Here is a 23,790-nt window from a genome sequence, read left to right as displayed (position 1 = left end):
AACCGATACATAAGTCGTTGACCACTGCACGCTATCGCCTTACATTTATACCGACCAGTATATAAATCGAAAGGGACAGGCATGACCACACATGAGCGACACAGCGAAAAGCTTCCGCTTGGCGCATTGCTGGCTTTGGCGATGACCGGTTTCATCTGCATCGTCACCGAGACATTGCCGGCCGGATTGCTGCCGCAGATCAGCAGCGGCCTGGACGTCTCGCCATCACTGGCAGGGCAGATGGTCACCGTCTATGCATTGGGTTCGCTGCTGGCGGCCATTCCGCTGACCATCGCCACCCAAAGCTGGCGACGCAGAACGGTGCTGTTGATGACGATCGTAGGGTTTCTGTTGTTCAACTCCATCACTGCATGGTCTTCCAACTATGAGCTGACCCTGGTGGCCAGATTTTTCGCGGGCGTCTCCGCGGGGCTGGCCTGGAGTTTGATCGCTGGCTACGCTCGACGCATGGTGGTACCGCGACTGCAGGGCCGTGCGCTGGCGGTGGCGATGATCGGAACGCCGATTGCCTTGTCGCTGGGCGTGCCACTGGGGACCTGGCTGGGCGGTTTCATGGGTTGGCGTATGGCCTTCGGATTGATGTCCGGAATGACCTTGGTATTGATCGTCTGGGTGCTGATTAAAGTGCCCGACTACCCGGGGCATTCGTCCTCGCAGCGGATGGCGTTGCGCGAGGTCTTTTCCACACCGGGCGTGCGCCCGGTGCTGGGGGTGGTGTTCACCTGGATGCTGGCGCACAACATCCTCTATACCTATGTCGCACCTTTCGTTTCCAAGGCCGGGCTGGCGAATGACGTGGATCTGGTCTTGCTGTCCTTTGGTGTGGCAGCGCTGGTGGGCATCTGGGCCACGGGACGGCTGGTCGAAGATCATCTACGAAGAACAGTCCTGGTCAGTTTGGCCACCTTTGCGGCGGTCGCGGTCTTTCTCGGCGTGTTCTCGGCGTCGGCATTGGCCATCTATGTCGGCGTTGCGATCTGGGGGCTGACGTTCGGTGGTGCCGCGACGCTGTTGCAAACAGCGCTGGCCGACTCGGCAGGCAGAGGCGCTGACGTCGCGCTGTCGATGAATGTCGTGGTGTGGAACAGTGCGATAGCGGGCGGCGGGTTACTGGGTGGCGTGTTGCTGGGCCACTGGGGCGTGAGTTGCTTTCCCTGGGTGTTGCTGGTGCTGGTATTGATCAGTCTGGGCATCGCCGCGCAGGCTCGGGTGCATGGCTTCGTTGGAGGAACCAGGGCGTCTGGCCAGACGGTCAGTGGTCACTGATGCACGGGCTGGGCGAGCAGGGGGCGCCGCGCCTGGAACGCCCCCGTGACTCGGCCCTTCGAGCTCAGGGCTTCAAGGCAGCGCTGACGGACGGTGCAATCGGTGTCGTGGGGCGTCCCAACAGTTGGCTCAACTGCCGGCTGCCGTCGTACAGATCGCCCTTGGCAGCTGCTGCATCCGAGTCAGCCAGCATTGCCGCCAATTCATCGGGTAACCCAATGCTGACGAGGGTCTCTTTGTACTGCGCCTGCGGCAAGTCGTTATAGGCAACCGCCTTACCCGATTGCTGCGCCACTTCTGCGGCCAACTCAGTCAAGGTGTAGCTGTCGTCGCCGGCCAGTTCGTAGATCTTGCCGGCCTGGCCGTCTTGGGTCAGCACACTCGCGGCGGCCTCGGCGTAGTCCGCCCGAGCCGCCGAGGAGATTCGACCTTGCTTTGCGCTGCCCAGGATCGCGCCATGCTCGACAGCCGATGCGACGCTGGCGGTGTAGTTCTCGTTGTACCAGCCATTTCGCAAAAGCACATGGCTCAAACCGGATTCGGCCAGTGCCTGTTCAGTATCGCGATGCTCCGCTGCCAATCCCAATGTCGATGTGTCTGCGTGCAGCAAGCTGGTGTAGGCCAACAATGCCACGCCTTCTGCCTGCGCGGCGGCGATAACGGCGCGGTGTTGTGCACGGCGCTGTCCAACCTCGCTCGAGGAGATCAGCAACAGGCGGTCAACACCTTTCAACGCGCTGGCCAGGGTTTCAGGCTTGTTGTAATCCGCCGCTCGGATCTCGATGCCTTTGGCGCGCAGATCGGCTGCCTTTGCCGGGTCGCGTACCAGCGCGATCAGCTCGGCAGGATCGATGGTTTTCAGCAGCGCGTCGAGAACCAGACGGCCCAGTTGGCCATTTGCACCGGTAATAGCAATCATGGAAGCACCTTCGTTCGGGTTAGAGAGCGACCGATGCTAGAATAGAAGCTTACGAAAAGTAAGTACGTACATAAAGGTAAGTGCAATGGTTGATCTCGAATCCGCTTCCCATACGTTCTCCGAGAAAGTCCGCCGCGGTGAAGTGCTGCAAGCCGACTGCCCGTCTCGGGAAATCCTCCAGCACATGACCAGTCGATGGGGCGTTCTGGTGATGGTGGTGTTGTTGGGCGGCACGCATCGGTTCAGCGAACTGCGACGCAAGATCGGCGGCGTCAGCGAGAAGATGCTCGCCCATACGCTCCAACGGCTCGAAGGGGATGGACTGGTGCTGCGCGTGGCCCGGCCAGTGGTGCCACCGTATGTCGAGTACAGCCTGACACCACTGGGGGCGGCGGCGGCTGCGAAACTGGAGATCGTCGTTGATTGGATCGAGGACAACCTGTCTGCAATCCTGGCATTCAGAAGGGCGCACGAACCGGGTGATGAAGGCCAGGCATGACTTCGGGCAGGCCCTATGAGCCCTGGGTGTCGACCTCAAGCTCGGTCAGCAAGCCTGACATCGCCTCCCTGAGTCGTTCTTCATTGCGCCGGTAGTAGGTCCACTTGCCAACCTTGCTGGCCTCGACGAAGCCTTGGTCGAGCAAGGCCTTGAGGCAGATCGAGGTGGCCGGCTGCGAGAGGCCGGCCTTGTCCTGAATCAGGCTGGCACAGACGCCATGCACACTGAAATCGTACAGCTGGCTGTAGCCTTCGAACGAGCGATGGGGGTCCTTGAGCCAGGTCAGAACGGCCCGTCGCGTGGGGCTTGATAGAACCTTGAGTGCCTCGTTCAATGCCGTCATTTCGCTGCCTGACCCTTTTGACCGGCGGGATTTATCCCACCGAGGAGTGGCTATTTTAGGGCGTCGCGAAGGGATAGTCGACGTAACCTGTCTCACCGCCGCCGTAAAGAGTGGCGTAGTCGACGGGATTGAGCGGCAGGCCCCGTTCGAATCGCTTCGGCAGATCGGGGTTGGCGATGAACGTGCGGCCGAAACCGAACAGGTCGCCATGGCCGTTGGCAAGCACGCGCTCGGCCTTTTCCTGGGTGTAGCAACCCGAGTACATGATCGGCCGGGTGAACGTCTCGCGCAGCGCCTTGCGAAAAGACTCGGGCAGTTCCGGGGCGTTGTCCCAGTCGGCCTCGGCAATGGACAGGTAACCGATACCCAGCTCATTCAACATGGCCGCCGCCTGGATGTAGGTAGCCTGCGGGTCGCTTTCCACCAGGCCCAGGTAGACGCGTTCTTCGGCGGTTGTCTCGAACAGTGGCGCGAAACGTACGCCGACACGCTCGCTGCCGAACACCGAGATCACCGCTTCGGTCACCTCGCGCAGGAAGCGCAGGCGATTGTCCAGCGAACCGCCATATTCGTCGGTGCGCTGGTTGGTGTGTTCCGAGATGAACTGATTGAGCAGGTAGCCATTGGCCGAGTGCAGCTCGACGCCGTCGAATCCCGCTTCCCTGGCGTTGACTGCCGCGACCCGATACAACTCGACCAGCGCCTGGACCTCCGTAGTTTCCAAGGCCCTTGGCATGCTCGGGTCGGCCAGCGCACCGGTGTCAGGACCGGTTTCGATGAAGACCTTCACGGCCGTTGCGCGAATGGCGGAGGGGGCGACGGGGGGCTGGTTGTCAGGTTGCAGGCTGTCATGCGATACGCGCCCGACATGCCAGAGCTGACAGAAAATCACTCCGCCTTGTTCATGGACGGCGCGGGTGACCTGCTGCCAGCCAGCGATCTGTTCCTGGCTGTAGATGCCTGGCGTCCAGGCATAGCCCTGGCCACGCGGCTCTATCTGGGTGCCCTCGGTGATCATGAACCCGGCGCCGGCGCGTTGCCGGTAATAGTCAGTCATCAAGGCATTGGGCACGTCCCCGGGCTGGGTACTTCTGGACCGCGTGAGCGGGGGCAGGGCAATCCGGTTCTTGAGGGTCAGGCCACCGAGTGTGAGGGAGGTGAACAGGCTGGAGTCGATCATTTCAGTTCCGTAGGACAACGAGAGTAACTTCACATTAACACATTCGAATGTGTTTATGTGATGCGTATCGATATCCATGAGACGCACGCGCTAGCTTGCCTTGGATGCAACCCCAGGCACCTGCGCGCGCGTGACCAGCGCGATACCGACACACACCAGCACCAGGGCTGCCAAATTCTTCCATTCGAAAATGCTCTCGCCGAGGAACACCGCCGACAGCGCGGCCCCGAACACCGGCACCAGGAATGCGAACACACTGACCCTGCCGACGGGGTTGTATTTGAGGAGCAGGCTCCACAGCGTGAACGCCACCGCTGACAGCAGGGCCAGGTAGATGAGTAGCAGGGTCGACGTGGCTGTCATGTGACCCAGGGTTCCGCCGGTCGCGTACCCGCCCACAAGCAATGCCAGGCCACCAACGGCCAGCTGCCAACCCGTCATCACCATCGCATCCATGCGGTGGGAGACATATTTGCCATAGATGGACGCCGCCGACAGCACGAAAGCGGCGATCACGATGAAGCCCTCGCCGTGCACGGACGGCAAGGCATCGAGCGGACCCGCGCCGGCGTTCACCGTCAATACACCGGCAAATCCGAGCAGGCAGCCCACGCTCTTGCGCATGGACAGTTTGTCGTTGTGGTAGACGAAGTGCGCCAGCAGCACGCTGAAGAAGGTGGTGGTGGCATTCAGAATCGACGCGCGGACGCCCGTGGTGTAGGCCAGGCCAATGTAGAAAAACACGTATTGCAGCCCCGTTTGCACCAGACCCAGCAGGGCCACCTGGCCAAATGTGCGTGGGCTCAGGCGCAGGACAGGTTTGCCCATCATGACCGCCAGCAGCAACAGGCACAGGCCGGCCAGGAGGAAACGACAACCTGCGAAAATCAGCTTGGACGGCACGTCGTTCGGGGCAATCTGCAGCAGCTCGTAGCCGTTCTTGATCGCCGGGTAAGAGCTGCCCCAAAGGGCGCAACACAGGGTAGCCAAAAGCAATACGGTTCTGGGGTCGGAAAGAAACTGCGACACGGGACGCGTGGCGGATGCGTTCATGGGTGGCTCGTCAAAGGGTAGAAGGAAGGGCGTCGCCGCACATGCCTGTCTGTGCGGCTGGTGAGGGTTTGGCTACTGGGGAGCCTGTAGCGAGACCAGCCCGGTTGCTACGAGGTGAAAGTCGTTCCACGCGTGTTCACGAACAGCGAGTAGATCGAATGACTGCTGGCCATGAACAGTCGGTTGCCTTCCCGTCCGCCAAAGCACAGGTTTGCGCAGCGTTCTGGCAGCGAAATGTGTCCGATCGCCTTGCCTTGGGGGTTGAACACGCGCACGCCGTCCAGTTTTTCCAGGTCGGCCTTGGGATCGCCATTGCCGCCCCAGCCGCACCACAGGTTGCCTTCTTCATCACATTCGATTCCGTCGATGGCGGCGTAGTCGAGCCCCTCGATATGCTTGCGGCGCTCGCCAAGGGTGCCGTCGTCCTTGACCGCAATGGCCCAGACCAGGCGGTTGGGTTTGGCCCGGCCTTCGACGACGTACAGGGTTTTTTCATCGGGGGAGAAGCACAGGCCGTTGGGGCCATCGAGGTTGTCGATGACCCGAGTGACCTTGCCACTGTCGCCGTCGATGCGGTAAACGCCATGGGGTTGAACCGGCGTGACCTTGCGGCCTTCGTAGTTGTTGTGGGTCTGAAAAGGCGGGTCGGTGAACCAGATCGAGCCGTCGCTTCTACAGACGATATCGTTGGGCGAGTTGAAGGGCTTGCCATCGTAGCTGTCGGCCAGCACGGTGAGCGTTCCGTTGTATTCGGTGCGCGTGACCCGGCGACCCTCGGCAGTGGTGGTCGACCCTTCGCAGACCAGCAAACGCCCTTGGCGATCGCGGCACATGCCATTGGAAAAGTTGGCGTGCTCGCGGTACACGGAGAAGCCCTCGGTGACTTCGTCCCAGCGCATGATGCGATTATTGGGAATGTCACTGACCAGCAAGTAGCGGCCATCGCCCACCCAGACCGGGCCTTCTGCCCACCGCATGCCGGTGGCGAGCTTTTCCACGCTGGCGTTGAACACACGCAACGCCATGAAGCTATCGTCGAGGGCGTGAACCAACGGGTCGGGGTAGCGCGAGCTCAGTGGTTCGGCGGCATCCGACAGTTGGGGCAGGGCGGCGGCGCCCATTGTCGCCAGCGAGGCAGAGACGGCGAGGGACTTATGCAGGAAGCTGCGGCGGGTGTTGCCTTGAGCAGGGCGTTCAGGCAAGGCGGACAAGGTTGAGTCCATGTAGCGATCTCCGTGATCTTGTTTTTTTTGGAGATGCAGTAATACCGCGTGATAAGACATCGTACAAGTTTGTATGAGCTATGCCGGTAGTGCGCCGGTGCAGCCTCGCCTCACATCCGACGCTGAGCGAGCAAAAAATCCACGAATACCCGCACCCTGCAGCATCAATCCACCCGATACCGCAACGCCTCGACCAGCAACGCAAACGCCGGCGACGCTTGCCGGCGGTTTGGGTAATACAAGTGGTACCCCGGATGCCAGGGGCACCAGTCCTCGAGTACGACCTGCAGCTGCCCGCTGGCAATGTAGGGCGCAGCCATGTCGTCTGGAATGAAGCTCAAGCCGAACCCGTCCAGGGCGGCGTCGAGCAGTTGGTACGCGCCGTTGTAGATGACCTGTCCAGACACCCGCACGTTGAGGGTTTCATCGTCCTTTTCGAACTCCCACGCATACAGTCCGCCGTGAGTGGGCAGGCGCAGGTTGTTGCACAGATGGTTGGGCAGGCAGCGCGGTGTGACCGGGCGCTCGCGTCCGGCGAAGTAGGCCGGTGAACCCACCACGAGCATGCGCATGTCGGGACCGATGCGCGTGGCGATCATGCCATCGGCGACAGCCTCGCCCAGTCTCACGCCGGCGTCGAAGCCCTGGGCCGCGATGTCGACGAAGTTGTACTCGCAACACACTTCTATCGAAATGTCGGGGTACCTGGGCAGGAAGGTTTTCAGCACCGGGCGCAAAACCAGTTCCAGAGCATGGTCCACGGCGTTGATGCGGATGTTACCGGCGGGACGGTCGCGCAGTTCGCTGAGTGCCGCCAGCGCAACTTCGATATCGGCGAAACTGGGGCCAACCGTGCTGATCAATCGCTGGCCAGCCTCGGTGGGGGATACGCTGCGGGTCGTGCGCGTCAGCAGTCGCAAGCCCAGGCGCGCTTCCAGGGCTCGCACCGTGTGGCTGAGCGCAGACTGCGAAACGCCAAGCTTGCCGGCGGCCTTGGTAAAGCTGCGCTCCTTGGCAACCGCGAGGAAGGCAAGAAGATCGTTGGCATTGTCGCGAAGCATTCATGAGTCCAGTTCATTTATCCATGCTGATTATAGTGGCTAATCAGACGGACATCTAACGGGTAGATTGGAGTTCTTCGGCAAAGCACAGGAAGATTCTTGGTGAAATCACTCGCAGCCGCCGCGCTCTCATTGTCCTTGTTAACGTTTGAAAGCGAAGGAGCCCAACCCATGAGTGGCACTCAATCCCTCAATGTCACCGTAACGCCCGCAGGCTCGCAGCCGTCCGCGGTCGGGCCCGCCGAGTACTTTACCGGTAAGGTTCGGGTCGATGCCCCATTCAAAGGCACCGACGGCGCTCGCATCGGCGGCGCCACGGTCACTTTTGAGCCCGGCGCGCGTACCGCCTGGCACACCCACCCGCTGGGCCAGACGCTGATCGTGACCGCAGGTGCCGGCTACGTGCAGCAGGAGGGCCAGGGCCGCCAGCTGATTCGCCCCGGTGATACCGTGTGGATTCCTCCCCAGGTGAAACACTGGCACGGCGCACGGCCCGATACTGGCATGAGCCATATCGCCATTGCCGAGGCACTGGACGGCAAGGTGGTGGATTGGCTGGAGCAGGTCAGCGATGCGGAGTACGGCCAGGCCCAGTGAGGCCAATGTCCAGCGTGCATTGGCAACAATCGCCCGTGCACCGAACGGCTGCTGACTGCAAACCCGACTTGCTATAAAATCGATGCCAAAGTGCCATGCCGTTCGACGCTCAGTCGACCACCGGACAGCGGCACGTCTTTGCTCTGACAGGGCACATCGATAGCAAAGGCGGGGAGCCTTGGTATGCCGCTCAGTCGCCAGGAGTTGGGGAGAAGTTTCGCGCGCCGTATCTACGGGCCGCGCTCGATAGGGTGCCTGCTCAGTGCGCTCTTCATCGGTGCAGTGTTGCTGGATCAGCCCGGCACGCCCACGTGGGTATGGGCAGCGATGTTGGCCAACCTCGTGGCCTGGCCAACCGGTGCGTACCTGCTCGCACGCAATGCCTCGGATCCCTTCGCTGCCGAACAGCGCAACCTCATGCTGGACGCCCTGTTCGCCGGCGGCTGGGCAGGGCTGATGGCGTTCAACCTGCTGCCGTCGGTGCTGCTGCTTGCCATGGTCGCCATGAACGCGATGGCCGCAGGCGGTTGGCGCCTGTTACGGGCCAGCGTTGCGCTGCAGGTTGTGGGTGTGCTTACGGCGCTGAGCCTGAATAGGTTCGAGTTGTCGATGGCGACCACGGCGCTGCAGCAACTGGCCTGTCTGCCGATGCTGATCATCTACCCGCTGATCGTGGCCCGCGCCAGCTACGGCGTTTCGGTGCAACTGGCAGTGCACAAGAAGGCCTTCAAACTCATCAGTAAACTGGACGGCATGACCCGCCTGCTCCATCACGCTTCGTGGAGGGAAAAGCTGGACGAAATCTTTCCTCGCTGCAGGAGGGGTGAGGTGACGGCGATGCTGGCCTTGATAGACATCGACAACTTCAAGCGCATCAACGATGAGCACGGTCATCTGGTGGGCGATGCCATCATCGGCCGCCTGGCCAACCTGCTGCGTTCAGGGCTGGGGACGTCTGCCGTGCCGGGACGCTACGGCGGCGACGAGTTCTGTTTGCTGCTGTTCGATGTCAGCGTCGCGGAAGCGACCCGGCAGTTGGACGACATTCGCCAACGATTCGCCTACTGGGCTGACCTGACCGTGCCCGTAGAAGTGACCCTGAGCATTGGCCTGGTGCCTTACTCCCATGAATATGCCAGCGAACGTGATTGGATAAAGGCCACGGACGAAGCACTGTACCGGGCCAAGCGCAGTGGCAAGAATCGGCTTTGTGTGCAGCCGTGGCCGGCCAGCGTTGAGGGCTGATGGCTGCAGCGGGGTCGTACCTACTCGGCCCCCACCGCAAACTCGGGAAGCACATACTCCTGCAGTTCCGCAATCACCTCCAGCGCCGGGCGCCGTGTTGGCTTGAGGTTCAAGGCAACATGGTTGACGCCGGCATCGCGTTGGCGCGCGAAGAAGGCCTTAAGGGCATGACGGCCGCCGCGCAGCACTCGACCGGTCTGCAACGGTGCGTTGGCATCGGTATCCAGGTCGAACATCGCGCCATAGCCGAACGGTACGAAACCACGCGACGCGGTCACTTCACGCCAGTGCGGCACCACCTCCGACATACGCTGGGCATCGCCATGCCAGATCCAGGCGTCGACGTGTTCGCCCAGCCACTCCAGGCTCTGGCCGGCACGGCCAATGGCGATGATGGGGATGCGTGACGCCGCAGGCTTGGGCACCAGGTCGATGTCGCCGCGCAGATGGCCGAAGTGTTCGGTTTTCAAACGCGGGAAGGATACCGAGGTCAGGGTCTTGATCAAGGCCACCGCTTCGCGATAGCGCTCCACGCGCGTGGCGAAGTCGACCCCGAAGGCGGGGTACTCGGTGGGCCGGTCACCGGACGCCATGCCGGCCAGAAAACGGCCGCCCAACAGTTGGTCGGCGGTGGTGATCTGCTTGGCGGTGATGACCGGCTCGCGCAGGGGCGTAACGAACCCGGCCGTGCCGATTGCGATCCGTTTAGTGAGCGCGGCCAGCCAGCCGGCGTACACCAGTGGGTCGAGCACCTGGCCGGTGTCGCCGAACGACGGGTCGTAGAAGGGTACATCGCGCAGCCACAAGGCTGCAGCGTCACTGCGATCCAGGCTTTGCACGATCTCGGCCTGGTCCGACAGGCCTGGAAAGGGGCTGTCGGGGTAGCCACTGGCCGGGGAAATGAAACCAATGGTCAATTGACCCTGTTGGAAGGTGCGGCTGAACGCGTCGTGGCCAGCCAGATCGTGTAGAGGTTTTTCCGGATTCATAGTGCCTGCCCAAGATCCAAGAGATACCACCAGTTTAACGCCGGGGTAGATGCCTTTTTCGGACCTTTCGGATCGACTGTGATGAATAACTTTCCCCAATCTACGGTGGAAATCGACCCAGGATGCAATGATGCCAAAAGGACATTACCCAGCCTGAAAAGTTCAAAACCTTTACAGAAATAAAAATATGTACAACCTTTTGTAAAGTTATCGGGGCTTCTACCGATAGGGACGTTTGACCGCAGAATAATTGCGATCAGCCTCATGGGCCACGCAGAGCTCAGGCGTCCGAGAAATGGACCGTTCTCACCCCAAGACCCATTACGAACCGTCCCATTTCGGGCTGTGAGAACCTCATGAATATCCTTGCTCCTGCCGTAGCACTGGCCAACCGATTACGCTTTCCGACGAAGTTTGCGGTACTGGCAATCATCGTCCTGATTCCCCTGGCGCTGCTGGGCACCCGTTTCATCATGCAGATCAACGAGAGCCTTGCGGTCATCCGTTCGGAGCAAGCAGGCCAGCGTTACCTGCTGGACGTCCCGCCCGTCCTGCGTTTGTCCATGATGCAGCGCGCCTTGAGCAATCGCCTACTCAGCGGTGATTCGACTGCGCAAGCCGATGTACTGGCCAACCAGGCGAAGCTGGAGGACGCATTCTCGAAACTGGCCGCCACTGACCGCCAGTTCAACGAGCCGCTGGAAACCGGTGACCGCGTCCAGGATCTGCACGCAGCAGCCACGCGGTTGATGGCGCAGGCCAAGCCGGGCGCCGACCAGAGCGGCGTGTTCGACGCGTGGAACGACCAACTCACCGAGACGTTGAATTTTGTCTACTACGTGTCGGCCACGTCGGGGATGGTGCTGGATGAGGATTACGCATCGCTGTTCATGATCGACCAGAGCACCTTGCGCCTGCCCCGCCAGATCAACATCGTCGGGCAACTGCGTGGGCTCGCCAGCGGCCTGCGTGAAGGGCAGGTGTTGAGCCCGGCTACGCGCGGCGTGATCAAGTCGATGCTCAAGAACGAACTGCTGATCCACAAGGAACTGCAGCAAAGCCTGGCACTGCTACGTCGCCGTGAGCCCGCGCTCGCCGATCGGATCCAGGCACCCATCAACAGCGCTTTCGCAAGCCTCGAGGGCTTCCGTGCGGACCTCGACGCGGTGACGTCCTCTACCAGCGATACACTGGGCAACGTGCAGAACGTACCCGCCAAGGGCAATGCAGTGGTGGCTGAGTTGTACAAGGCCCAGGACACCCTCCAGGTGGAGTTGCTGAATCGGCTGCAACACCGTGTCGAGGAAAAGAATGCTCAACGCCAGTTCATCATCGGCATGTTCGCGCTTGTCGGCCTGCTGCTGGTGTACGTGTTCTGCGGCATCTACAGCGCCATGCGGCGTACCATTCAGGATGTGCTGTTGGCCACCCAGCTCATTGCCCAAGGCGACCTGAGCACGCGCGTCCAGGTCCGCGGCAAGGATGAAATGGCCGACGTAGGCAACAGCCTGAATCATATGGTGCAGGCCTTCAGTGGTTCGCTGGCTCAGGTCGAGCGCAGCTCGCAGTCGGTGTCCGAGGCCGCCACGCGCATGGGTGTGTCCATCGACCGCGCCAAACGCTCGATGAATACCCAGCAAAGCGAAACCGAGCAGGTGGCCACTGCCATCAACGAAATGACCACCAGCGTTGCCGATGTCGCGCAGAACACCGAAGGTGCTGCCCACGCGGCCGAACAGGCCAGCCAGTCTTCCCATGCCGGGCTGGCGCAGATGCACGAAACCAAGGTCACCATCGAGGCCTTGGCCGACGAAGTGGAGCGCAGCGCGCAGAAGGTCTCGGCGCTTGCCCAGCACAGCCAGCAGATCGGTGGGGTCATCGAAGTGATCCGCAACATTGCCGACCAGACCAACCTGCTGGCCTTGAACGCCGCCATCGAAGCCGCCCGTGCGGGTGAGCAGGGCCGCGGCTTCGCGGTGGTCGCCGACGAGGTGCGGACCCTGGCATCGCGTACGCAAAACTCCACCGAAGAGATCCGCCGGATCATCCAGGAACTGCAATTGGCTACCGCTGCCGCCGTCGAGCAGATGAAGGCTGGCAAGCAGCGCGCCCAGGAATGCCTGCAGTCCGCCGATGCAGCCTCGACCAGCCTGGATGCCATCAGCGATGGCGTCGAGCAGATCGTCGGTATGAACACTCAGATCGCCAGCGCGGCCGTTCAGCAGCACGCCGTGTCGGAGGACATCAACCGCAACGTGACCGAGATTCGCAATGGCAGCCTGGCGTTGATGGAAGGTATCGAAGACAACGCCGTGACTGCAGAAGAGCTATCACTGCTTGCAACCGAGCTGCGCACCGTGGTGGCGCGGTTCAAGCTATAGGAAGGCGCCCCGAGGGAAGCGCCGATCTGCGCTCAAGGGCAAATCGGCGCGCTGTGGTCCATCGAAGCTGACAGTCTGAGCGCTACAGCGATGCAGCCAGCTTGGTGGCCGCATCCAGAGCGGCATTAAAGCTGGCCTCGGCCGTTGCTGCATCGCCCAGCGTCGCTTCCGACTCCACCGTGTCGATGGCTGAAATGCCCACCATCCGTGCCCAAGTCCTGAGGAATGCAACCTGATGATCGTAATCCTCGGTGGGATAGTCCTCGCCCAGCACCACCCCGCGGGTGGCTAGCACCACCACCTTCTTGCCCTTGAGCAGGCCGCACATGCCCTGTTCATCGAAATCGAACAGCACGCCGCGCTGTGACACCGAGTCGATCAGGTGCTTGAGACGGTAGGGCACACCGAAATTCCACATCGGCACACTGAAGACAATCACATCGGCGCGATGGAAGCGCTCGCCCAACGCGTGGATCTGTTTCCACACGGCTGCCTGTTCGGGAGTCATTTCCACGCCTTCGAGGTCGGCGTACTTGGCATTCAACGCAGGACCGTCGAAAGGCAGCAGATCGGTGGTCCACACATCCAGCACGTCGACGGTGGCGTCAGGCTGATGCGAAGCGACGGTTTCGAGGTAGCGTGCGGCCAGTTTCAGCGAGGCGGAACGCTCGCCACGCGGAGAGCTGGCAATGTGAAGAATATGCATACAGGGGTTTCCTATGTGGCGCAGCTGCGCGGGGTTTCGATTTAGTCCTGTGCGCGAGCGCCGATGTTCAATTCTGCAAAGCGTACCGTCGGCAGTGCTCCAGGTACCCTTGCTCATGACTGCCCACCAGATGAACCACGCTGGACCACAGCCAGGACGGCGCGTCCAGCGTGTTCGAACGATTCGTCTGCAACTCGCGCATCCAGTCGGCCCTGGTCGAAAGGTCCATCTGCCGTGCGTGAGCGGCGCCCACGACCCTGGCCAGGTAACTCGCCGCGCGCATGGCTTCGGTTTCGCTCAACTGGTCGAGCTCAAGCTTCATGTCTTGGGGCAGCAGTTCACGAATGAAGAAGCCATGGTCGAGCATCCGCGTGGCCAGCATCCGATTGCCTAGGCCCGGAGACAGATGCCGGGCGCCTTCGACCACGCGCCGGCCGTTATCGCGCGGCATGCCTGCGCGCACCGTGCGCGGTGCTGCGGCAGCGACCGCTTCCTTGACGTCCAGGAGACACAGTTCCTGGTCATCGTCGTCGCCCACGCCGAGCAGCACGGCATAGCGCTTGAGGCCCAGGGAGCTGCAACCCTTGACCCAATAAGCCGAATCCAGCAACTCGACACTGTCACTCCCCGAGCGGCCCTTGAGGGACGTGACCAGGGCATGGATCTCGTCGGTGGCGCACAAGGTCTTGATGGCGCTGCGCTCGGTTTTGGAGAGCGCCCAGAAATGCTTGCCCAACGGAATCGTCGGACGCATGTCTTCGATGCGTTCCTGCGCCAGATGCTTCCACGTACGCTGCACAGCGCTGCGCATGCCAGCCTTGACCTGCGCGGGACGCTGCGGCTGTTCTTCCTGGTTGTTCTCGAAGGCTTGCTCGTAGCCCACCATCATCTCTTCGAGCATGCGCGCGGTGGCCACGCCGGGCAGGTCCGAGCCGCGAGCGGCGGTCGCCAGCGACAAGCCGAGCCGGACCAGGTCGTGGACAGGGTTGCCGATCACCGTCTGGTCCAGGTCGCGGATATGGATGTCGATGCGACCCTTCAAATCGCCGGTCGGCCCGAGGTTGCCGGCGTGACAGTCGCCACAGATCCACACCGGCGGCCCACTGGGCAAGCGCCGACCGGACTGGGACTGCAGCCATTCATAGAATTGCACGGTGCTGCCGCGCACATAGGCATGCGCGGATCGGGCCATCTTCAAATTGCGCAGTTGCTCGAGGGGTTCCAGGCGTGCGGCAGGACGGGGCGTTTTCATGGAATAGTCTTTGGGGGAAAGACTATGGAGTGGTTATCCGAGGTGCATGTTTCAAAATGTTTCTAGTTTTTTCTCCGGGCAAAACACGACGAGAGGAGCATATGGCTTTGGCAGGCGCTGAACTGTTCGATGCCGGCAGGTAGCGGGCCACCGGCGCAGATGGGTGCAGGGTTCATCCAATACACGTGGGCTTGGGTTCCTCGATGAATACATCTGGCTTGGTATGGAAGCGCTGTGCTAGCGCATAGGCCATCTTGTGGCTGATGGGGCGCGTCCCGGCCAGCACCTTGGACACCACATGCTTATCGCCAATTTCGGGCAAATCCGAACCGGTAAGCCCCAGCATCTCCATGAAGTCACGCAACAGCTGCACGGCAGTGCTGGTGGGTTTCAAATGGGCGTTGATGGCCTCGAATTGCTGCGAATCACGCTCGTAATCAAGAAGCGCATCTTCGAGCTCGACCAGTACCTGCTCTTCATACTTGTTCAGGGTATGGCCATCAGTCAGCTCGTCGAGCAGCGCAGACGCACGCGCGTATTCGGCGGGGCTATGGATGCCGCCAACGAACGACTCACGTAGCTGCTCAACCAATACTTGAAGGCTTTCCAAGGCAGCACGGATGCTTTGAGGATCTTGAAGTACGGTGGTCATGGTTTCGCCCCCTGGTTGTTTCTGGCATACCAGTCATTTGCAGCGTCATATTCAGCATGGGTATAGATGTGTTTGACGTACAGCTTTTGTCGCTTGTAATTGACGCCTGCGATCAATCTCAATTTGTTGCCGCCGATATCGATCACAACCCACCCCACCTGTGCCCGGGGCTTGAATAGATCCAACCGGCTCCCAAACAGGTCTGCCAGATCGTTGTAACAGCTGGGTTCCAATGCACACAGAATTCGATAGCAGGCTTTGAGGGCAGTGGCGCAGGTAGGGTGCCTACGGCATGCGTCGTCAAATCGATCCTTCTTCAGAACATCCATATGTTTTCCTGGCGTTTATCGTCATGATACGCCAGTTGTCATTTTTGGCAACCTCAAGCCGGCCGTAGCAGTGATGTGCAAGCTAGGGCCCCAAGCATTTGCATGTCAGCCATCAATTCTATGACGAGCCAAGTCGGAACTGCTCTCAACGCGGCCCGGACCGTGGCCGCTTTTGCCCAGCACTGTTCGCTTCGGGAACTGCACAACTGCCGTTCCTGCAGCGGGCACTGCCGTCCGGGTGGGGCAGCCAGGCCAGATGCGGACGCCAGCGGCAGAACAGGCGATAGCCAACGTTCAACAGCGGTCTTGCCCAGCGCCAGGACAACGGCGCGGCCCAGACGCCGAGGCCCGCGGCGCGCCAGCTCCAGAGGGTCGCGTCCAGGCCGGTGACCCATGTTCCATCGCTGAACCGGGCATGAAGCAACGACTCCATGTGCGCGTGGGTGAAGCCCAAGGATTGAGCGTCGAACGCCGGATCGCTGATATCGGTGAAATGCAGGCGTGCGGGCAAGGCACGCGCCCTCAGAACCTTGATTTCGTGGGCGCAGAGGGGGCAGTCACCGTCGAAGTAGAGGGTCAGCGGCCACTTTATGCTGTCATGCATCGATGAGTGTCCTGGGTGGGTGTGCGAATGAAATGTCTGAAATCGAGCGAGGTGTGCTTGATTGGAATAGACACCCGGTTGTCCCTTTCACTCGTTTTTTTTCGTTAGCGCGCAGATTGTTTCGCGCAAAAGCGCGTTCGATCAGCGCCCAAGCGCCTTGCCCCACCCCTGATCCTTTGCGTGGCGCCAATCGCGGTCTTCCTTGCTGTCGATGCCGACATGCCGTTGGAAGTCAGCGATGGCGCTGGCTTGGCATTGCCGGAAGCCGTCGTCCCAGCCGGTGGCGTATTGACGATCCGAAAGGTACACAGGCACGTTCTTGCGAAAGTCGCCCAAGGCTTGCGCGGCGTGCCGACCACTGCCGCAGCCGTCCTCGAAGCCGCTGGCGAAGGGGGCAGGGTAGCCCTCGGCCAATAGCCGCTCCCGGGTCGTTTGGCAGGCGCTCAACACTACTGCCGATAAGGCTAGGCTCAGCAGCATCCCAGTTCGTCTACCAGGTCTCCACAGGGCGTTCATCGCCGGTACCCGTCGGGCACCAGGGCCGCAGCCGGCACAGGTGAAGGCTGTGTCGAGGGGCGGTAGAGAATCCAGCGATAACACAGCACGCAAATGACCCAATCGATCAGCAGCGTCCAGATGTTGTGCGAAAGGAAGTGCGCACCTTGCGCCATTCGCCCCAGCGAAAAGACCGATCCCAGTGTCAGCGCAACCGCCAGTGCGATTCGCGCAGTGCGTGGGCGACGATCGCGCCAGAAAAAGAACAAGGCGAGCAGTGAGAAGCCGCTCGACGCATGGCCGCCGGGCCAGCACAGACCAGGCTTTTCCGTTGCGGCGCGGGGGCTGAGCAACGGTGTATAGGTTTCCTGGCCGCCGAACTCTTTCAGGCTCCAGGGGCAATGCACGGCTGTGAGCACCTTGAGCGGCGTCACCACCGACGTAGTCAGCGCCATCGCCAGCACCACATACCCCAGTGGTCGACGCCATTGGCGCAGGCGCGTGGCCCACAGACTTGCCACGAAACCTGCAAGTGCAAGTACGGCAAAGGCGATCACCGCCTGCTTGGCGCGATCATGCAGAATGTTTTCCAGCCAGTAGCTCTGGCGTCCGATGAAGCCAACCCCCGGCACGTAGAAGATCTGCGCCAGGGCGAAGTCGAGGGCGGGCGGATACAGCCACAGCATCGTTGCCATCAGCACGAGCGGAATGCCCAGCGCCAATCGAAAGTCAAAATGCCGGGACGCAGCAACAGGTAATGCGATAGCCATGACAGGCTCCGATCCAATGATGAAGAACAGGTGAAAGTTACGTGGGGAAGTAACGACGACGGCCTGCCATCAATGATCCATTGGCCGCTTGCGTTACGAGCGACGATAAGTTTGCGCCGTTCAGAACGAAGTGAACGAACTGTGAAAAATACGTGGAAAGTAGTGCTCGCCTCGGCTCAAGGAAGCGATCGCATTGCTGTGTTCCAGCGCATGCCTCGAAACGGACTCGCAACGAGCTTTTCCTCGCGAATCTTTCACGAAAATTTGAATTATCCGCGTCTAGAGTCCGCGCCATCGACAACCGTAGCACGGCGCACGGCTCGCTTCTTTGCCCGACGGCAGACTCCCATGTTCAAACTCAAACCTGTACGCCCGGAAACCGCGACGGTGCTTGCCAGTGTATTTCTGCTGGTGGTGTTCAATGTGCCCCTCTGGCAGCATCTGGCTGCAATTACCGGGGAGGGTGGCGCTGGAACACAACTTGCTCTTGCGTTTGCCATCATGCTGTTGGGCGTGTTCAATATCGTCCTGACGATAGTGGCGTTTCCAATCATATTCAAACCGGTATTGACGGTGCTGTTTCTTACCAGTGCTAGTGTCACCTACTTCATGAGTCACTACGGTGTGCTCATGGACGTTGGCATGCTTCGCAATCTGGTGGAAACCAATATCACCGAAGTACAAGGCTTGTTGTCTCCGATGCTCTGGATCTATGTTTTGCTGTTGGGCGTATTGCCGTCGGTGCTGTTGTGGAAAACGCCCATCGCCTACCGCAAAGTGCATCGCCAGTTGGTCAGCAAGGCACTGGTCGGCGCGGGCTCTGCGGCGGTCATTGCCGTGGTCGCGCTGGTGGACTATCAGGGGCTGTCGTCACTGTTGCGCAATCATCACGAGTTGCGCCTGATGGTGGTGCCGAGCAATTACATCGGTGCCTCGATCGCCTATGCACGCGAACAAGTGTCCACGGCACGACAGCCATTCCGGGCCATCGGCGAAGACGCCGTGCGAGCCGTCAACGTGGCCAGCAATGCGCCCAAGTCACTGACGGTACTGGTGGTAGGGGAAAGTGCGCGCGCCGAGAACTTCGGCATCCTGGGTTACGAGCGCGAGACCACGCCGCAACTTGCCCAGGAACAAGGGCTGGTGGCCTTTACCGACATGCACTCCTGCGGCACCGAAACGGCTGTCTCTGTGCCATGCATGTTCTCCAACATGGGCCGCAAGCAGTACAAGGCGGACATCGCGAAAAACCAGGAAGGCCTGCTGGACGTGCTCAAACGCGCGGGGCTGGATGTGGTGTGGTGGGACAACCAGTCTGGCTGCAAGGGGACGTGCGACCGGGTCACTTTGCTGGACGTCAGCCATGACAGAGATCCCGCATTGTGCGCGGACAACGAGTGCGGGGATGAAATTCTGCTGCAAGGTCTGCAGGCCTTCATTGACCATTTGAGCAAAGATACCGTTCTGGTATTGCACCAGATGGGCAGCCACGGGCCCGAATATTTCAAGCGTTACCCCAAGGCGTTCGAGAAATTCACGCCGGTGTGCAAAAGCAATGCGCTGGATGCGTGCAGCAGAGAGAGTATCGTCAACGGCTATGACAACACCTTGCTGTACACCGATCACGTGCTGGCTCGGCTCATCGATGTACTGCGCAGCAACCAGGATCATCTGGCCACCGCAATGATCTATCTGTCGGATCATGGCGAGTCGCTGGGCGAGTACAACCTGTTCCTGCATGGCACGCCTTACATGCTTGCCCCCGATCAGCAGAAACACGTGCCGCTGCTGGTATGGCTTTCCGAAAGTTATCAGCGCGCGCTCACGGTCGACAGCCGCTGCCTGCAGCAGACGCGTCATGAACCGCTGAGCCAGGACAATCTGTTTCACTCGATGCTAGGCTTGCTGCATGTGCAGACGCGTGTCTACGACACCGGGTTGGATATGTTCGCCAGTTGCAGGGGGATCAACGGGCATGCGGCTGACGCGGCGAAACAACTGGCGGCCGGCCGCTGAGCGGGTGACCTTTTCCGTTATTCCGCCTGACACCACAAAGAGGGTTCCATGCGCATACTGGTTATCGAAGATCACGCCGATATCCTCGCCAACATCTCCGAGTACTTTACGCTCAAGGGCTGTGAAGTCACCGGGGCGCTGGATGGCGTCACTGGGCTGCATCTGGCGATGACCGGCAACTTCGATGCCATCATTCTGGATGTGATGCTGCCCGGCATGGACGGCAATCGGGTCTGTCACAAGCTGCGCTCGGTCTCCAGGCAGAACACGCCCATCCTGATGCTGACTGCCCGTGACGAATTGGAAGACCGCTTGACCGGCTTCAGCGTCGGTGCCGACGACTACATTATCAAGCCCTTCGCGTTGTCCGAGCTGTTTGCTCGCGTCGAGACGGTGAGTCGACGATCGACAGGCGTTCGGAAGAACGTGCTCCAGGTCCATGACCTGACCTTCGACCTGGATTCGCTTGAGGTGAAGCGGGCGGGCAAGCTGCTCAAACTCAACCCCACCACCCTCGTGCTGCTGGAGCTGCTGATGCGCAAAAGCCCCGCGATAGTGAAGCGTCGCGAGTTCGAACTGGCGCTATGGGGCCAGGAAACGCACGACTCCGACAGCCTGAGAACGGGCATCTACATGTTGCGCAGAACCATCGACAAAACCTTCGACGTGCCCCTGCTGCACACCGTGCACAGCATGGGCTACAAGCTGCAGGGCCCGTCCGGTGGCGAAGTGTCGATCGAACGGCACTGACCCCGGCCCAGGCCTCGCAGCGCCAGGCTCAGGCGAGCTCTAGCGCCTTCAGTATCTGCACCAGGCGCTCGTTGGACTGCCGGTCGAGCCCCTTGAGGGGAAGAGGCAGGCAATTGGCTGCTGCCTGGCCCATGATCTCGGCTGCGGCAGCGATGACCCGGACACTGCCATATTCACGGAACATTGCCCACAGCGGTTCAAGCCCTGCCGACAGTTCGACGGCGCGGCCCGAGTGTGCACCCTTCGTTGCCTCGATGAGCGCCAGCGCAGTTCGCGGAAACAGTCCGCCCAGCACGGAGTACCACAGCTCGCACCCTGCATTGAGGCCGGTCACTGCAAAGGCATCGCCACTGATGCCTATACTGACGTGGGCAGGGATGCTCGCCCGCAGGCGCGCCACCCGGGCCGAGGCTTGCGCTGGATCCAGGTTCATGCCGGGGATCTTGATCGAGGCGACATTCGGCAGAGCTGCAATGCGCCCGTGCAGCTCGTCCGTGAACTCGAAGTGCGTGGTGCCGGGGTTGTCGTAGACCACCAACGGCACCGAAACGTGGTGGGCGAGGGTTTCGTAGAACTCGAATACTTCATCGGCACCAAGCTTCTGGTAACTCACCGGTGGCAGCAACAGCGCGCAGGCCCCAGCGGCCTGCGCATCATCCGCCAGCAGCAGCACATCTCGCGTGGCGACCGAGCCGATCCCGACGATAACGGGCACCTCACCGGCCACGCTGACGGCAAGCCGCGTCGCGAGGCGTCGTTCTTCCCGGTTCAGGTACGCGTAGCTTCCCGTCGAGCCCAGAACGCCGATGGAATCGACCTTTGCCGACGACAGGTTTTCAATCAACCCGGCGAAGGCCGTTTCGTCGACGACACCGTCACGCAGCGGGGTCAAAGGGAATGCGCTCAAACCTGTGAACATGAAAGAACTCCTCATTTTCGGACGGAATACGTGGGTTTGCATCGGCGACCGGCGTTGCTATAGGGTACCTGAGTACATTGCCAGCGACGCAACAGAGTGGGGCCCCTTTATGTCGTTCGATATTCACCATCTGCTTCTGGTGTTCGTCACCTACATTGTCGGCGCAGCCAGCCCGGGGCCCAGCAACATGCGAATCATGAGCGTCGCGATGCACCAAGGCAGACGCCCCGCGTTGGTGCTGGCCGCAGGCGTCATCAGTGGTTCGTTCTTCTGGGGTTCAATGGCTGCTACGGGTGTCTCGGCAGTGCTCGTGCAATACGCCGGCGCGCTGTTCATTCTGAAGATGGCAGGCGGCGCCTATCTGCTTTTTCTAGCCAGCAAGGCCTGCCGTTCCGCGCTGACGTCCAATCAACGCTTTGCCGATGAGTTGGCATCTTCACCGAAGGCATCCTGGCCGAGTCTGTATCGTCGGGGCTTGCTGATGCACCTTACCAATCCGAAAGCCCTGCTGAGCTGGATCGCTACGATGACCCTGGGCTTGGGCCCAGGCGCGACGAGCTCGACCGTGGCGATCATCCTGGCGGGTTGCGCCATACTTAGCGTGACCATTTTTGGCGGTTATGCACTGGTCTTCTCTACGGCCCCAATGGTGCGTGCCTATGGAAAGGCGCGCCGTTGGATCGAGGGCACCTTGGCGATGGTCTTTGCCGCAGCCGGCTTGAAACTCCTGTTCGCCAGGCCGTGATCCGCTGCAGGCCCTGATCGCGCTCGTTTCGCTATCGTCGTGAGCCATATCCGATAGCTGCCGACCTGCCCCATGCTCAAGATTCCTGCCGGCGGGCCGATGATGGTTGTCATCAACCCCCGATCGCAATGGAATCCTGCATGATCATCCGACGCCTCAATCTCGCCCCTCGGGCGATCGCTTTCTTCTCGGCCGTAGTCGCGGTCGTGATCCTTCTGGGCAGTATCTCCATCGTTCAGATGAACAAGCTCTACCAGGCCGAGCAGGACGTGGAAACCAACTGGATGCTCGGCATTCGCGATGCGGGTCAGATGAACAGCGGACTGCTGAGGTTGCGGCTCGAAAGCATGCGCGGTGCCACCACCACCGATGCCGCGCTTCGTGAACAGACGATTGCTGCGTTTCCGGGCTATCGCCGTACTTTTCAGGAAACCATCAAGCACTACGAAAGCACCGTTGCGAGCGACGATGACCGTAAACTTTACGAATCCATACGCTCCGATGCGGCAGCGTATGACCAACTGCTGGGTCAGCTCGAACCTATGCTGCGTGCTGCCGACACCACTGCGGCAACTGCGCTGATCAACACGGGCATTCGTCCGTTGACCAATGCCCTCGAAGGCAAGGTCAACCAGCTCATGGCGCTGAACGACCGCGGTGCCACGGATGCCGGCGATGCGGCGCTGGCGACGTTCGAGTCGGGACGCAACTGGGTCATCGGGCTGATGGCTGCGGCCGTGCTGGCTACCATCCTGCTCGCTGCGCTATTGATCCGCAGCATCACCCAGCCGATCAAGGAGGCCGTGCAGATCGCCCAGCGCATCGCGCGCAAGGACCTGACCGAAACGATCGTCGTGGTCGGGCAGGACGAGGCCGCCAGCATGCTCACCGCGTTGGCCCAGATGCAGGTCAACCTGCGCCAGACCATCGCGCACATTTCCGACAGTTCCAGCCAGTTGGCTGCCGCCTCGGAAGAGATGAGCGCCGTGACCGAGGAATCCAGCCGCGGTCTGGCGCGCCAGAACGACGAGGTCAATCAGGCTGCCAGCGCCGTCACCCAGATGAGCTCGGCCGTCGATGAGGTGGCACGCAATGCGGCAGAGGCCGCCGACGCGTCGGCAACCACCCAGTCCCTGGCCAGGGATGGGCTGGGCAAGGTCGAGCAGACCCTCACCGCCATTCAGGCACTGGCCACCAACGTGGGCAGCACCAGCACCCAGGTCAAGCAGCTGTCGTCACGGGCGCGGGAGATCAATACGGTGGTCGAGGTGATTCGCGCCATCGCCGAACAGACCAACCTGCTGGCATTGAACGCGGCCATCGAAGCGGCCCGCGCCGGAGAGCAGGGTCGAGGCTTCGCCGTGGTGGCGGATGAAGTGCGCGCCCTGGCTCACCGCACTCAGCAGTCGACCCAGGAAATCGAAAAGATGATCGGCTCCATGCAGACCGATTCGGTGCAAGCCGTGCAAGCCATGGAGCAGAGTCAGCAGATGGCCAGCGATTCGTCGGCCGTGGCGCAGCACGCCAGCGCATCGCTCAGTCAGATATCGGCATCGATCAACCTCATCAGCGAACGCAATACCGTAATCGCCACCGCAGCCGAGGAGCAGGCACAGGTGGCACGGGAAATCGATCGCAACATCACCAGCATCCGCGACCTTTCGATCCAGAGCGCAGCCGGCGCCACGCAAACGGCCACCGCCAGCGGAGAAGTGTCGCGGCTGGCGGTCGGGCTGACCGCATTGGTCGGGGCGTTCGCGATCTGACCGTGGCCG

At 61.0% G+C, this 23,790-nt stretch carries 24 protein-coding genes and 1 pseudogene; 10 read left to right on the top strand and 15 right to left on the bottom strand.

What is annotated here, in order from left to right; translation table 11 throughout:
- Positions 1–81: 81 nt before the first annotated feature.
- Entirely contained in the window at positions 82–1,287 is a 1,206-nt protein-coding gene (locus tag IFT76_RS02800; RefSeq protein ID WP_192057350.1) for an MFS transporter, read from the top strand.
- A gap of 64 nt (positions 1,288–1,351) precedes the next feature.
- Here IFT76_RS02800 and IFT76_RS02795 read toward each other — a convergent pair whose 3' ends face one another.
- Positions 1,352–2,206, bottom strand: a complete 855-nt coding sequence (locus tag IFT76_RS02795; protein ID WP_192057349.1) for an SDR family oxidoreductase — start codon at positions 2,204–2,206, stop codon at positions 1,352–1,354.
- 85 nt (positions 2,207–2,291) lie between these two features.
- Here IFT76_RS02795 and IFT76_RS02790 point away from each other — a divergent pair, with 85 nt between their 5' ends.
- Complete coding sequence (locus IFT76_RS02790) at positions 2,292–2,705, top strand: winged helix-turn-helix transcriptional regulator (RefSeq protein ID WP_192057348.1); 414 nt, start codon at positions 2,292–2,294, stop codon at positions 2,703–2,705.
- A 13-nt stretch (positions 2,706–2,718) separates the two neighbouring features.
- Here IFT76_RS02790 and IFT76_RS02785 read toward each other — a convergent pair whose 3' ends face one another.
- The 5 genes from IFT76_RS02785 to IFT76_RS02765 form a co-directional block, all read right to left on the bottom strand.
- A complete protein-coding gene (locus IFT76_RS02785; RefSeq protein ID WP_122478642.1) occupies positions 2,719–3,048 on the bottom strand; it encodes an ArsR/SmtB family transcription factor in 330 nt (109 codons plus the stop codon).
- Between the two features lie 55 nt (positions 3,049–3,103).
- Entirely contained in the window at positions 3,104–4,228 is a 1,125-nt protein-coding gene (locus IFT76_RS02780; protein ID WP_192057347.1) for an alkene reductase, read from the bottom strand.
- 90 nt (positions 4,229–4,318) lie between these two features.
- Positions 4,319–5,281, bottom strand: a complete 963-nt coding sequence (locus tag IFT76_RS02775) for a DMT family transporter (protein WP_192057346.1) — start codon at positions 5,279–5,281, stop codon at positions 4,319–4,321.
- 107 nt (positions 5,282–5,388) lie between these two features.
- A complete protein-coding gene (locus IFT76_RS02770; protein WP_192057345.1) occupies positions 5,389–6,504 on the bottom strand; it encodes an SMP-30/gluconolactonase/LRE family protein in 1,116 nt (371 codons plus the stop codon).
- 164 nt (positions 6,505–6,668) lie between these two features.
- The gene (locus IFT76_RS02765) at positions 6,669–7,565 is read right to left on the bottom strand and encodes a LysR family transcriptional regulator (RefSeq protein ID WP_192057344.1); all 897 of its coding nucleotides are present in this window, start codon (positions 7,563–7,565) and stop codon (positions 6,669–6,671) included.
- 102 nt (positions 7,566–7,667) lie between these two features.
- Between IFT76_RS02765 and IFT76_RS02760 the strand changes: the two genes are divergently transcribed.
- Positions 7,668–8,162 carry a (R)-mandelonitrile lyase gene (locus tag IFT76_RS02760; protein ID WP_446731089.1) on the top strand — a complete coding sequence of 165 codons (495 nt, stop codon included), beginning with the start codon at positions 7,668–7,670 and terminating at the stop codon, positions 8,160–8,162.
- A gap of 183 nt (positions 8,163–8,345) precedes the next feature.
- The gene (locus tag IFT76_RS02755; RefSeq protein ID WP_192057342.1) at positions 8,346–9,407 is read left to right on the top strand and encodes a diguanylate cyclase; all 1,062 of its coding nucleotides are present in this window, start codon (positions 8,346–8,348) and stop codon (positions 9,405–9,407) included.
- Between the two features lie 20 nt (positions 9,408–9,427).
- Here IFT76_RS02755 and IFT76_RS02750 read toward each other — a convergent pair whose 3' ends face one another.
- Positions 9,428–10,396 (bottom strand): LLM class oxidoreductase, encoded by a 969-nt coding sequence (locus IFT76_RS02750; protein WP_192057341.1) that lies wholly within the window; start codon positions 10,394–10,396, stop codon positions 9,428–9,430.
- Positions 10,397–10,752: 356 nt separating this feature from the next.
- On the opposite strand from IFT76_RS02750, the gene IFT76_RS02745 reads away from it, so the two are divergent.
- Positions 10,753–12,777, top strand: coding sequence for a methyl-accepting chemotaxis protein (locus IFT76_RS02745; protein WP_192057340.1), 2,025 nt, complete (start codon positions 10,753–10,755; stop codon positions 12,775–12,777).
- Between the two features lie 82 nt (positions 12,778–12,859).
- Here IFT76_RS02745 and IFT76_RS02740 read toward each other — a convergent pair whose 3' ends face one another.
- The 7 genes from IFT76_RS02740 to IFT76_RS02710 all read right to left on the bottom strand — a co-directional run bounded on the left by IFT76_RS02740 (position 12,860) and on the right by IFT76_RS02710 (position 17,585).
- Positions 12,860–13,483 carry an FMN-dependent NADH-azoreductase gene (locus IFT76_RS02740; protein ID WP_192057339.1) on the bottom strand — a complete coding sequence of 208 codons (624 nt, stop codon included), beginning with the start codon at positions 13,481–13,483 and terminating at the stop codon, positions 12,860–12,862.
- Between the two features lie 67 nt (positions 13,484–13,550).
- Positions 13,551–14,735: a DUF2252 domain-containing protein gene (locus tag IFT76_RS02735; protein WP_122478626.1), complete on the bottom strand. Its 1,185-nt coding sequence runs from the start codon at positions 14,733–14,735 to the stop codon at positions 13,551–13,553.
- Between the two features lie 172 nt (positions 14,736–14,907).
- Positions 14,908–15,387, bottom strand: coding sequence for a helix-turn-helix domain-containing protein (locus IFT76_RS02730; protein WP_192057338.1), 480 nt, complete (start codon positions 15,385–15,387; stop codon positions 14,908–14,910).
- Entirely contained in the window at positions 15,384–15,716 is a 333-nt protein-coding gene (locus IFT76_RS02725; protein ID WP_192057337.1) for a type II toxin-antitoxin system HigB family toxin, read from the bottom strand. Before IFT76_RS02725 ends, IFT76_RS02730 begins: the two co-directional genes overlap by 4 nt.
- Positions 15,717–15,861: 145 nt before the next feature.
- Entirely contained in the window at positions 15,862–16,320 is a 459-nt protein-coding gene (locus IFT76_RS02720; protein WP_192057336.1) for a thiol-disulfide oxidoreductase DCC family protein, read from the bottom strand.
- Between the two features lie 141 nt (positions 16,321–16,461).
- Positions 16,462–16,800 carry a hypothetical protein gene (locus IFT76_RS02715; RefSeq protein WP_122478620.1) on the bottom strand — a complete coding sequence of 113 codons (339 nt, stop codon included), beginning with the start codon at positions 16,798–16,800 and terminating at the stop codon, positions 16,462–16,464.
- A 32-nt stretch (positions 16,801–16,832) separates the two neighbouring features.
- Positions 16,833–17,585, bottom strand: a complete 753-nt coding sequence (locus tag IFT76_RS02710; RefSeq protein WP_185793599.1) for a phosphatase PAP2 family protein — start codon at positions 17,583–17,585, stop codon at positions 16,833–16,835.
- A gap of 348 nt (positions 17,586–17,933) precedes the next feature.
- On the opposite strand from IFT76_RS02710, the gene IFT76_RS02705 reads away from it, so the two are divergent.
- Positions 17,934–19,601 carry a phosphoethanolamine transferase gene (locus IFT76_RS02705; RefSeq protein ID WP_192057767.1) on the top strand — a complete coding sequence of 556 codons (1,668 nt, stop codon included), beginning with the start codon at positions 17,934–17,936 and terminating at the stop codon, positions 19,599–19,601.
- 48 nt (positions 19,602–19,649) lie between these two features.
- Complete coding sequence (locus tag IFT76_RS02700; RefSeq protein ID WP_192057335.1) at positions 19,650–20,351, top strand: response regulator transcription factor; 702 nt, start codon at positions 19,650–19,652, stop codon at positions 20,349–20,351.
- Between the two features lie 28 nt (positions 20,352–20,379).
- On the opposite strand, the gene IFT76_RS02695 is transcribed toward IFT76_RS02700, so the two are convergent.
- Positions 20,380–21,270: a dihydrodipicolinate synthase family protein gene (locus IFT76_RS02695; RefSeq protein WP_192057334.1), complete on the bottom strand. Its 891-nt coding sequence runs from the start codon at positions 21,268–21,270 to the stop codon at positions 20,380–20,382.
- A 109-nt stretch (positions 21,271–21,379) separates the two neighbouring features.
- Between IFT76_RS02695 and IFT76_RS02690 the strand changes: the two genes are divergently transcribed.
- The 3 genes and pseudogenes from IFT76_RS02690 (at position 21,380) to IFT76_RS20940 (ending at position 23,781) form a co-directional block, all read left to right on the top strand.
- A complete protein-coding gene (locus IFT76_RS02690) occupies positions 21,380–22,015 on the top strand; it encodes a LysE family translocator (RefSeq protein ID WP_122478612.1) in 636 nt (211 codons plus the stop codon).
- A gap of 128 nt (positions 22,016–22,143) precedes the next feature.
- Positions 22,144–22,926: pseudogene (locus IFT76_RS20945) on the top strand (MCP four helix bundle domain-containing protein); the annotation flags it as partial.
- Complete coding sequence (locus tag IFT76_RS20940; protein WP_446731094.1) at positions 22,918–23,781, top strand: methyl-accepting chemotaxis protein; 864 nt, start codon at positions 22,918–22,920, stop codon at positions 23,779–23,781. The pseudogene IFT76_RS20945 and the gene IFT76_RS20940, both read left to right, overlap by 9 nt.
- Positions 23,782–23,790: the final 9 nt, after the last annotated feature.

Origin of the sequence: Pseudomonas sp. CFBP 13727 (assembly GCF_014841915.1) — a bacterium.
Lineage (GTDB): Bacteria > Pseudomonadota > Gammaproteobacteria > Pseudomonadales > Pseudomonadaceae > Aquipseudomonas > Aquipseudomonas baltica.
Note: the sequence above shows the minus strand (reverse complement) of the source record. Positions and strands in the feature narration are given on the sequence as shown.

Coding starts and splice junctions, on each gene's coding strand:
- IFT76_RS02800 (WP_192057350.1), top strand. CDS start 82: ATGACCACACATGAGCGACACAGCGAAAAGCTTCCGCTTGGCGCATTG.
- IFT76_RS02795 (WP_192057349.1), bottom strand. CDS start 2,206: ATGATTGCTATTACCGGTGCAAATGGCCAACTGGGCCGTCTGGTTCTC.
- IFT76_RS02790 (WP_192057348.1), top strand. CDS start 2,292: ATGGTTGATCTCGAATCCGCTTCCCATACGTTCTCCGAGAAAGTCCGC.
- IFT76_RS02785 (WP_122478642.1), bottom strand. CDS start 3,048: ATGACGGCATTGAACGAGGCACTCAAGGTTCTATCAAGCCCCACGCGA.
- IFT76_RS02780 (WP_192057347.1), bottom strand. CDS start 4,228: ATGATCGACTCCAGCCTGTTCACCTCCCTCACACTCGGTGGCCTGACC.
- IFT76_RS02775 (WP_192057346.1), bottom strand. CDS start 5,281: ATGAACGCATCCGCCACGCGTCCCGTGTCGCAGTTTCTTTCCGACCCC.
- IFT76_RS02770 (WP_192057345.1), bottom strand. CDS start 6,504: ATGGACTCAACCTTGTCCGCCTTGCCTGAACGCCCTGCTCAAGGCAAC.
- IFT76_RS02765 (WP_192057344.1), bottom strand. CDS start 7,565: ATGCTTCGCGACAATGCCAACGATCTTCTTGCCTTCCTCGCGGTTGCC.
- IFT76_RS02755 (WP_192057342.1), top strand. CDS start 8,346: ATGCCGCTCAGTCGCCAGGAGTTGGGGAGAAGTTTCGCGCGCCGTATC.
- IFT76_RS02750 (WP_192057341.1), bottom strand. CDS start 10,396: ATGAATCCGGAAAAACCTCTACACGATCTGGCTGGCCACGACGCGTTC.
- IFT76_RS02745 (WP_192057340.1), top strand. CDS start 10,753: ATGAATATCCTTGCTCCTGCCGTAGCACTGGCCAACCGATTACGCTTT.
- IFT76_RS02740 (WP_192057339.1), bottom strand. CDS start 13,483: ATGCATATTCTTCACATTGCCAGCTCTCCGCGTGGCGAGCGTTCCGCC.
- IFT76_RS02735 (WP_122478626.1), bottom strand. CDS start 14,735: ATGAAAACGCCCCGTCCTGCCGCACGCCTGGAACCCCTCGAGCAACTG.
- IFT76_RS02730 (WP_192057338.1), bottom strand. CDS start 15,387: ATGACCACCGTACTTCAAGATCCTCAAAGCATCCGTGCTGCCTTGGAA.
- IFT76_RS02725 (WP_192057337.1), bottom strand. CDS start 15,716: ATGGATGTTCTGAAGAAGGATCGATTTGACGACGCATGCCGTAGGCAC.
- IFT76_RS02720 (WP_192057336.1), bottom strand. CDS start 16,320: ATGCATGACAGCATAAAGTGGCCGCTGACCCTCTACTTCGACGGTGAC.
- IFT76_RS02715 (WP_122478620.1), bottom strand. CDS start 16,800: ATGCTGCTGAGCCTAGCCTTATCGGCAGTAGTGTTGAGCGCCTGCCAA.
- IFT76_RS02710 (WP_185793599.1), bottom strand. CDS start 17,585: ATGGCTATCGCATTACCTGTTGCTGCGTCCCGGCATTTTGACTTTCGA.
- IFT76_RS02705 (WP_192057767.1), top strand. CDS start 17,934: ATGTTCAAACTCAAACCTGTACGCCCGGAAACCGCGACGGTGCTTGCC.
- IFT76_RS02700 (WP_192057335.1), top strand. CDS start 19,650: ATGCGCATACTGGTTATCGAAGATCACGCCGATATCCTCGCCAACATC.
- IFT76_RS02695 (WP_192057334.1), bottom strand. CDS start 21,270: ATGTTCACAGGTTTGAGCGCATTCCCTTTGACCCCGCTGCGTGACGGT.
- IFT76_RS02690 (WP_122478612.1), top strand. CDS start 21,380: ATGTCGTTCGATATTCACCATCTGCTTCTGGTGTTCGTCACCTACATT.
- IFT76_RS20940 (WP_446731094.1), top strand. CDS start 22,918: ATGCAGGTCAACCTGCGCCAGACCATCGCGCACATTTCCGACAGTTCC.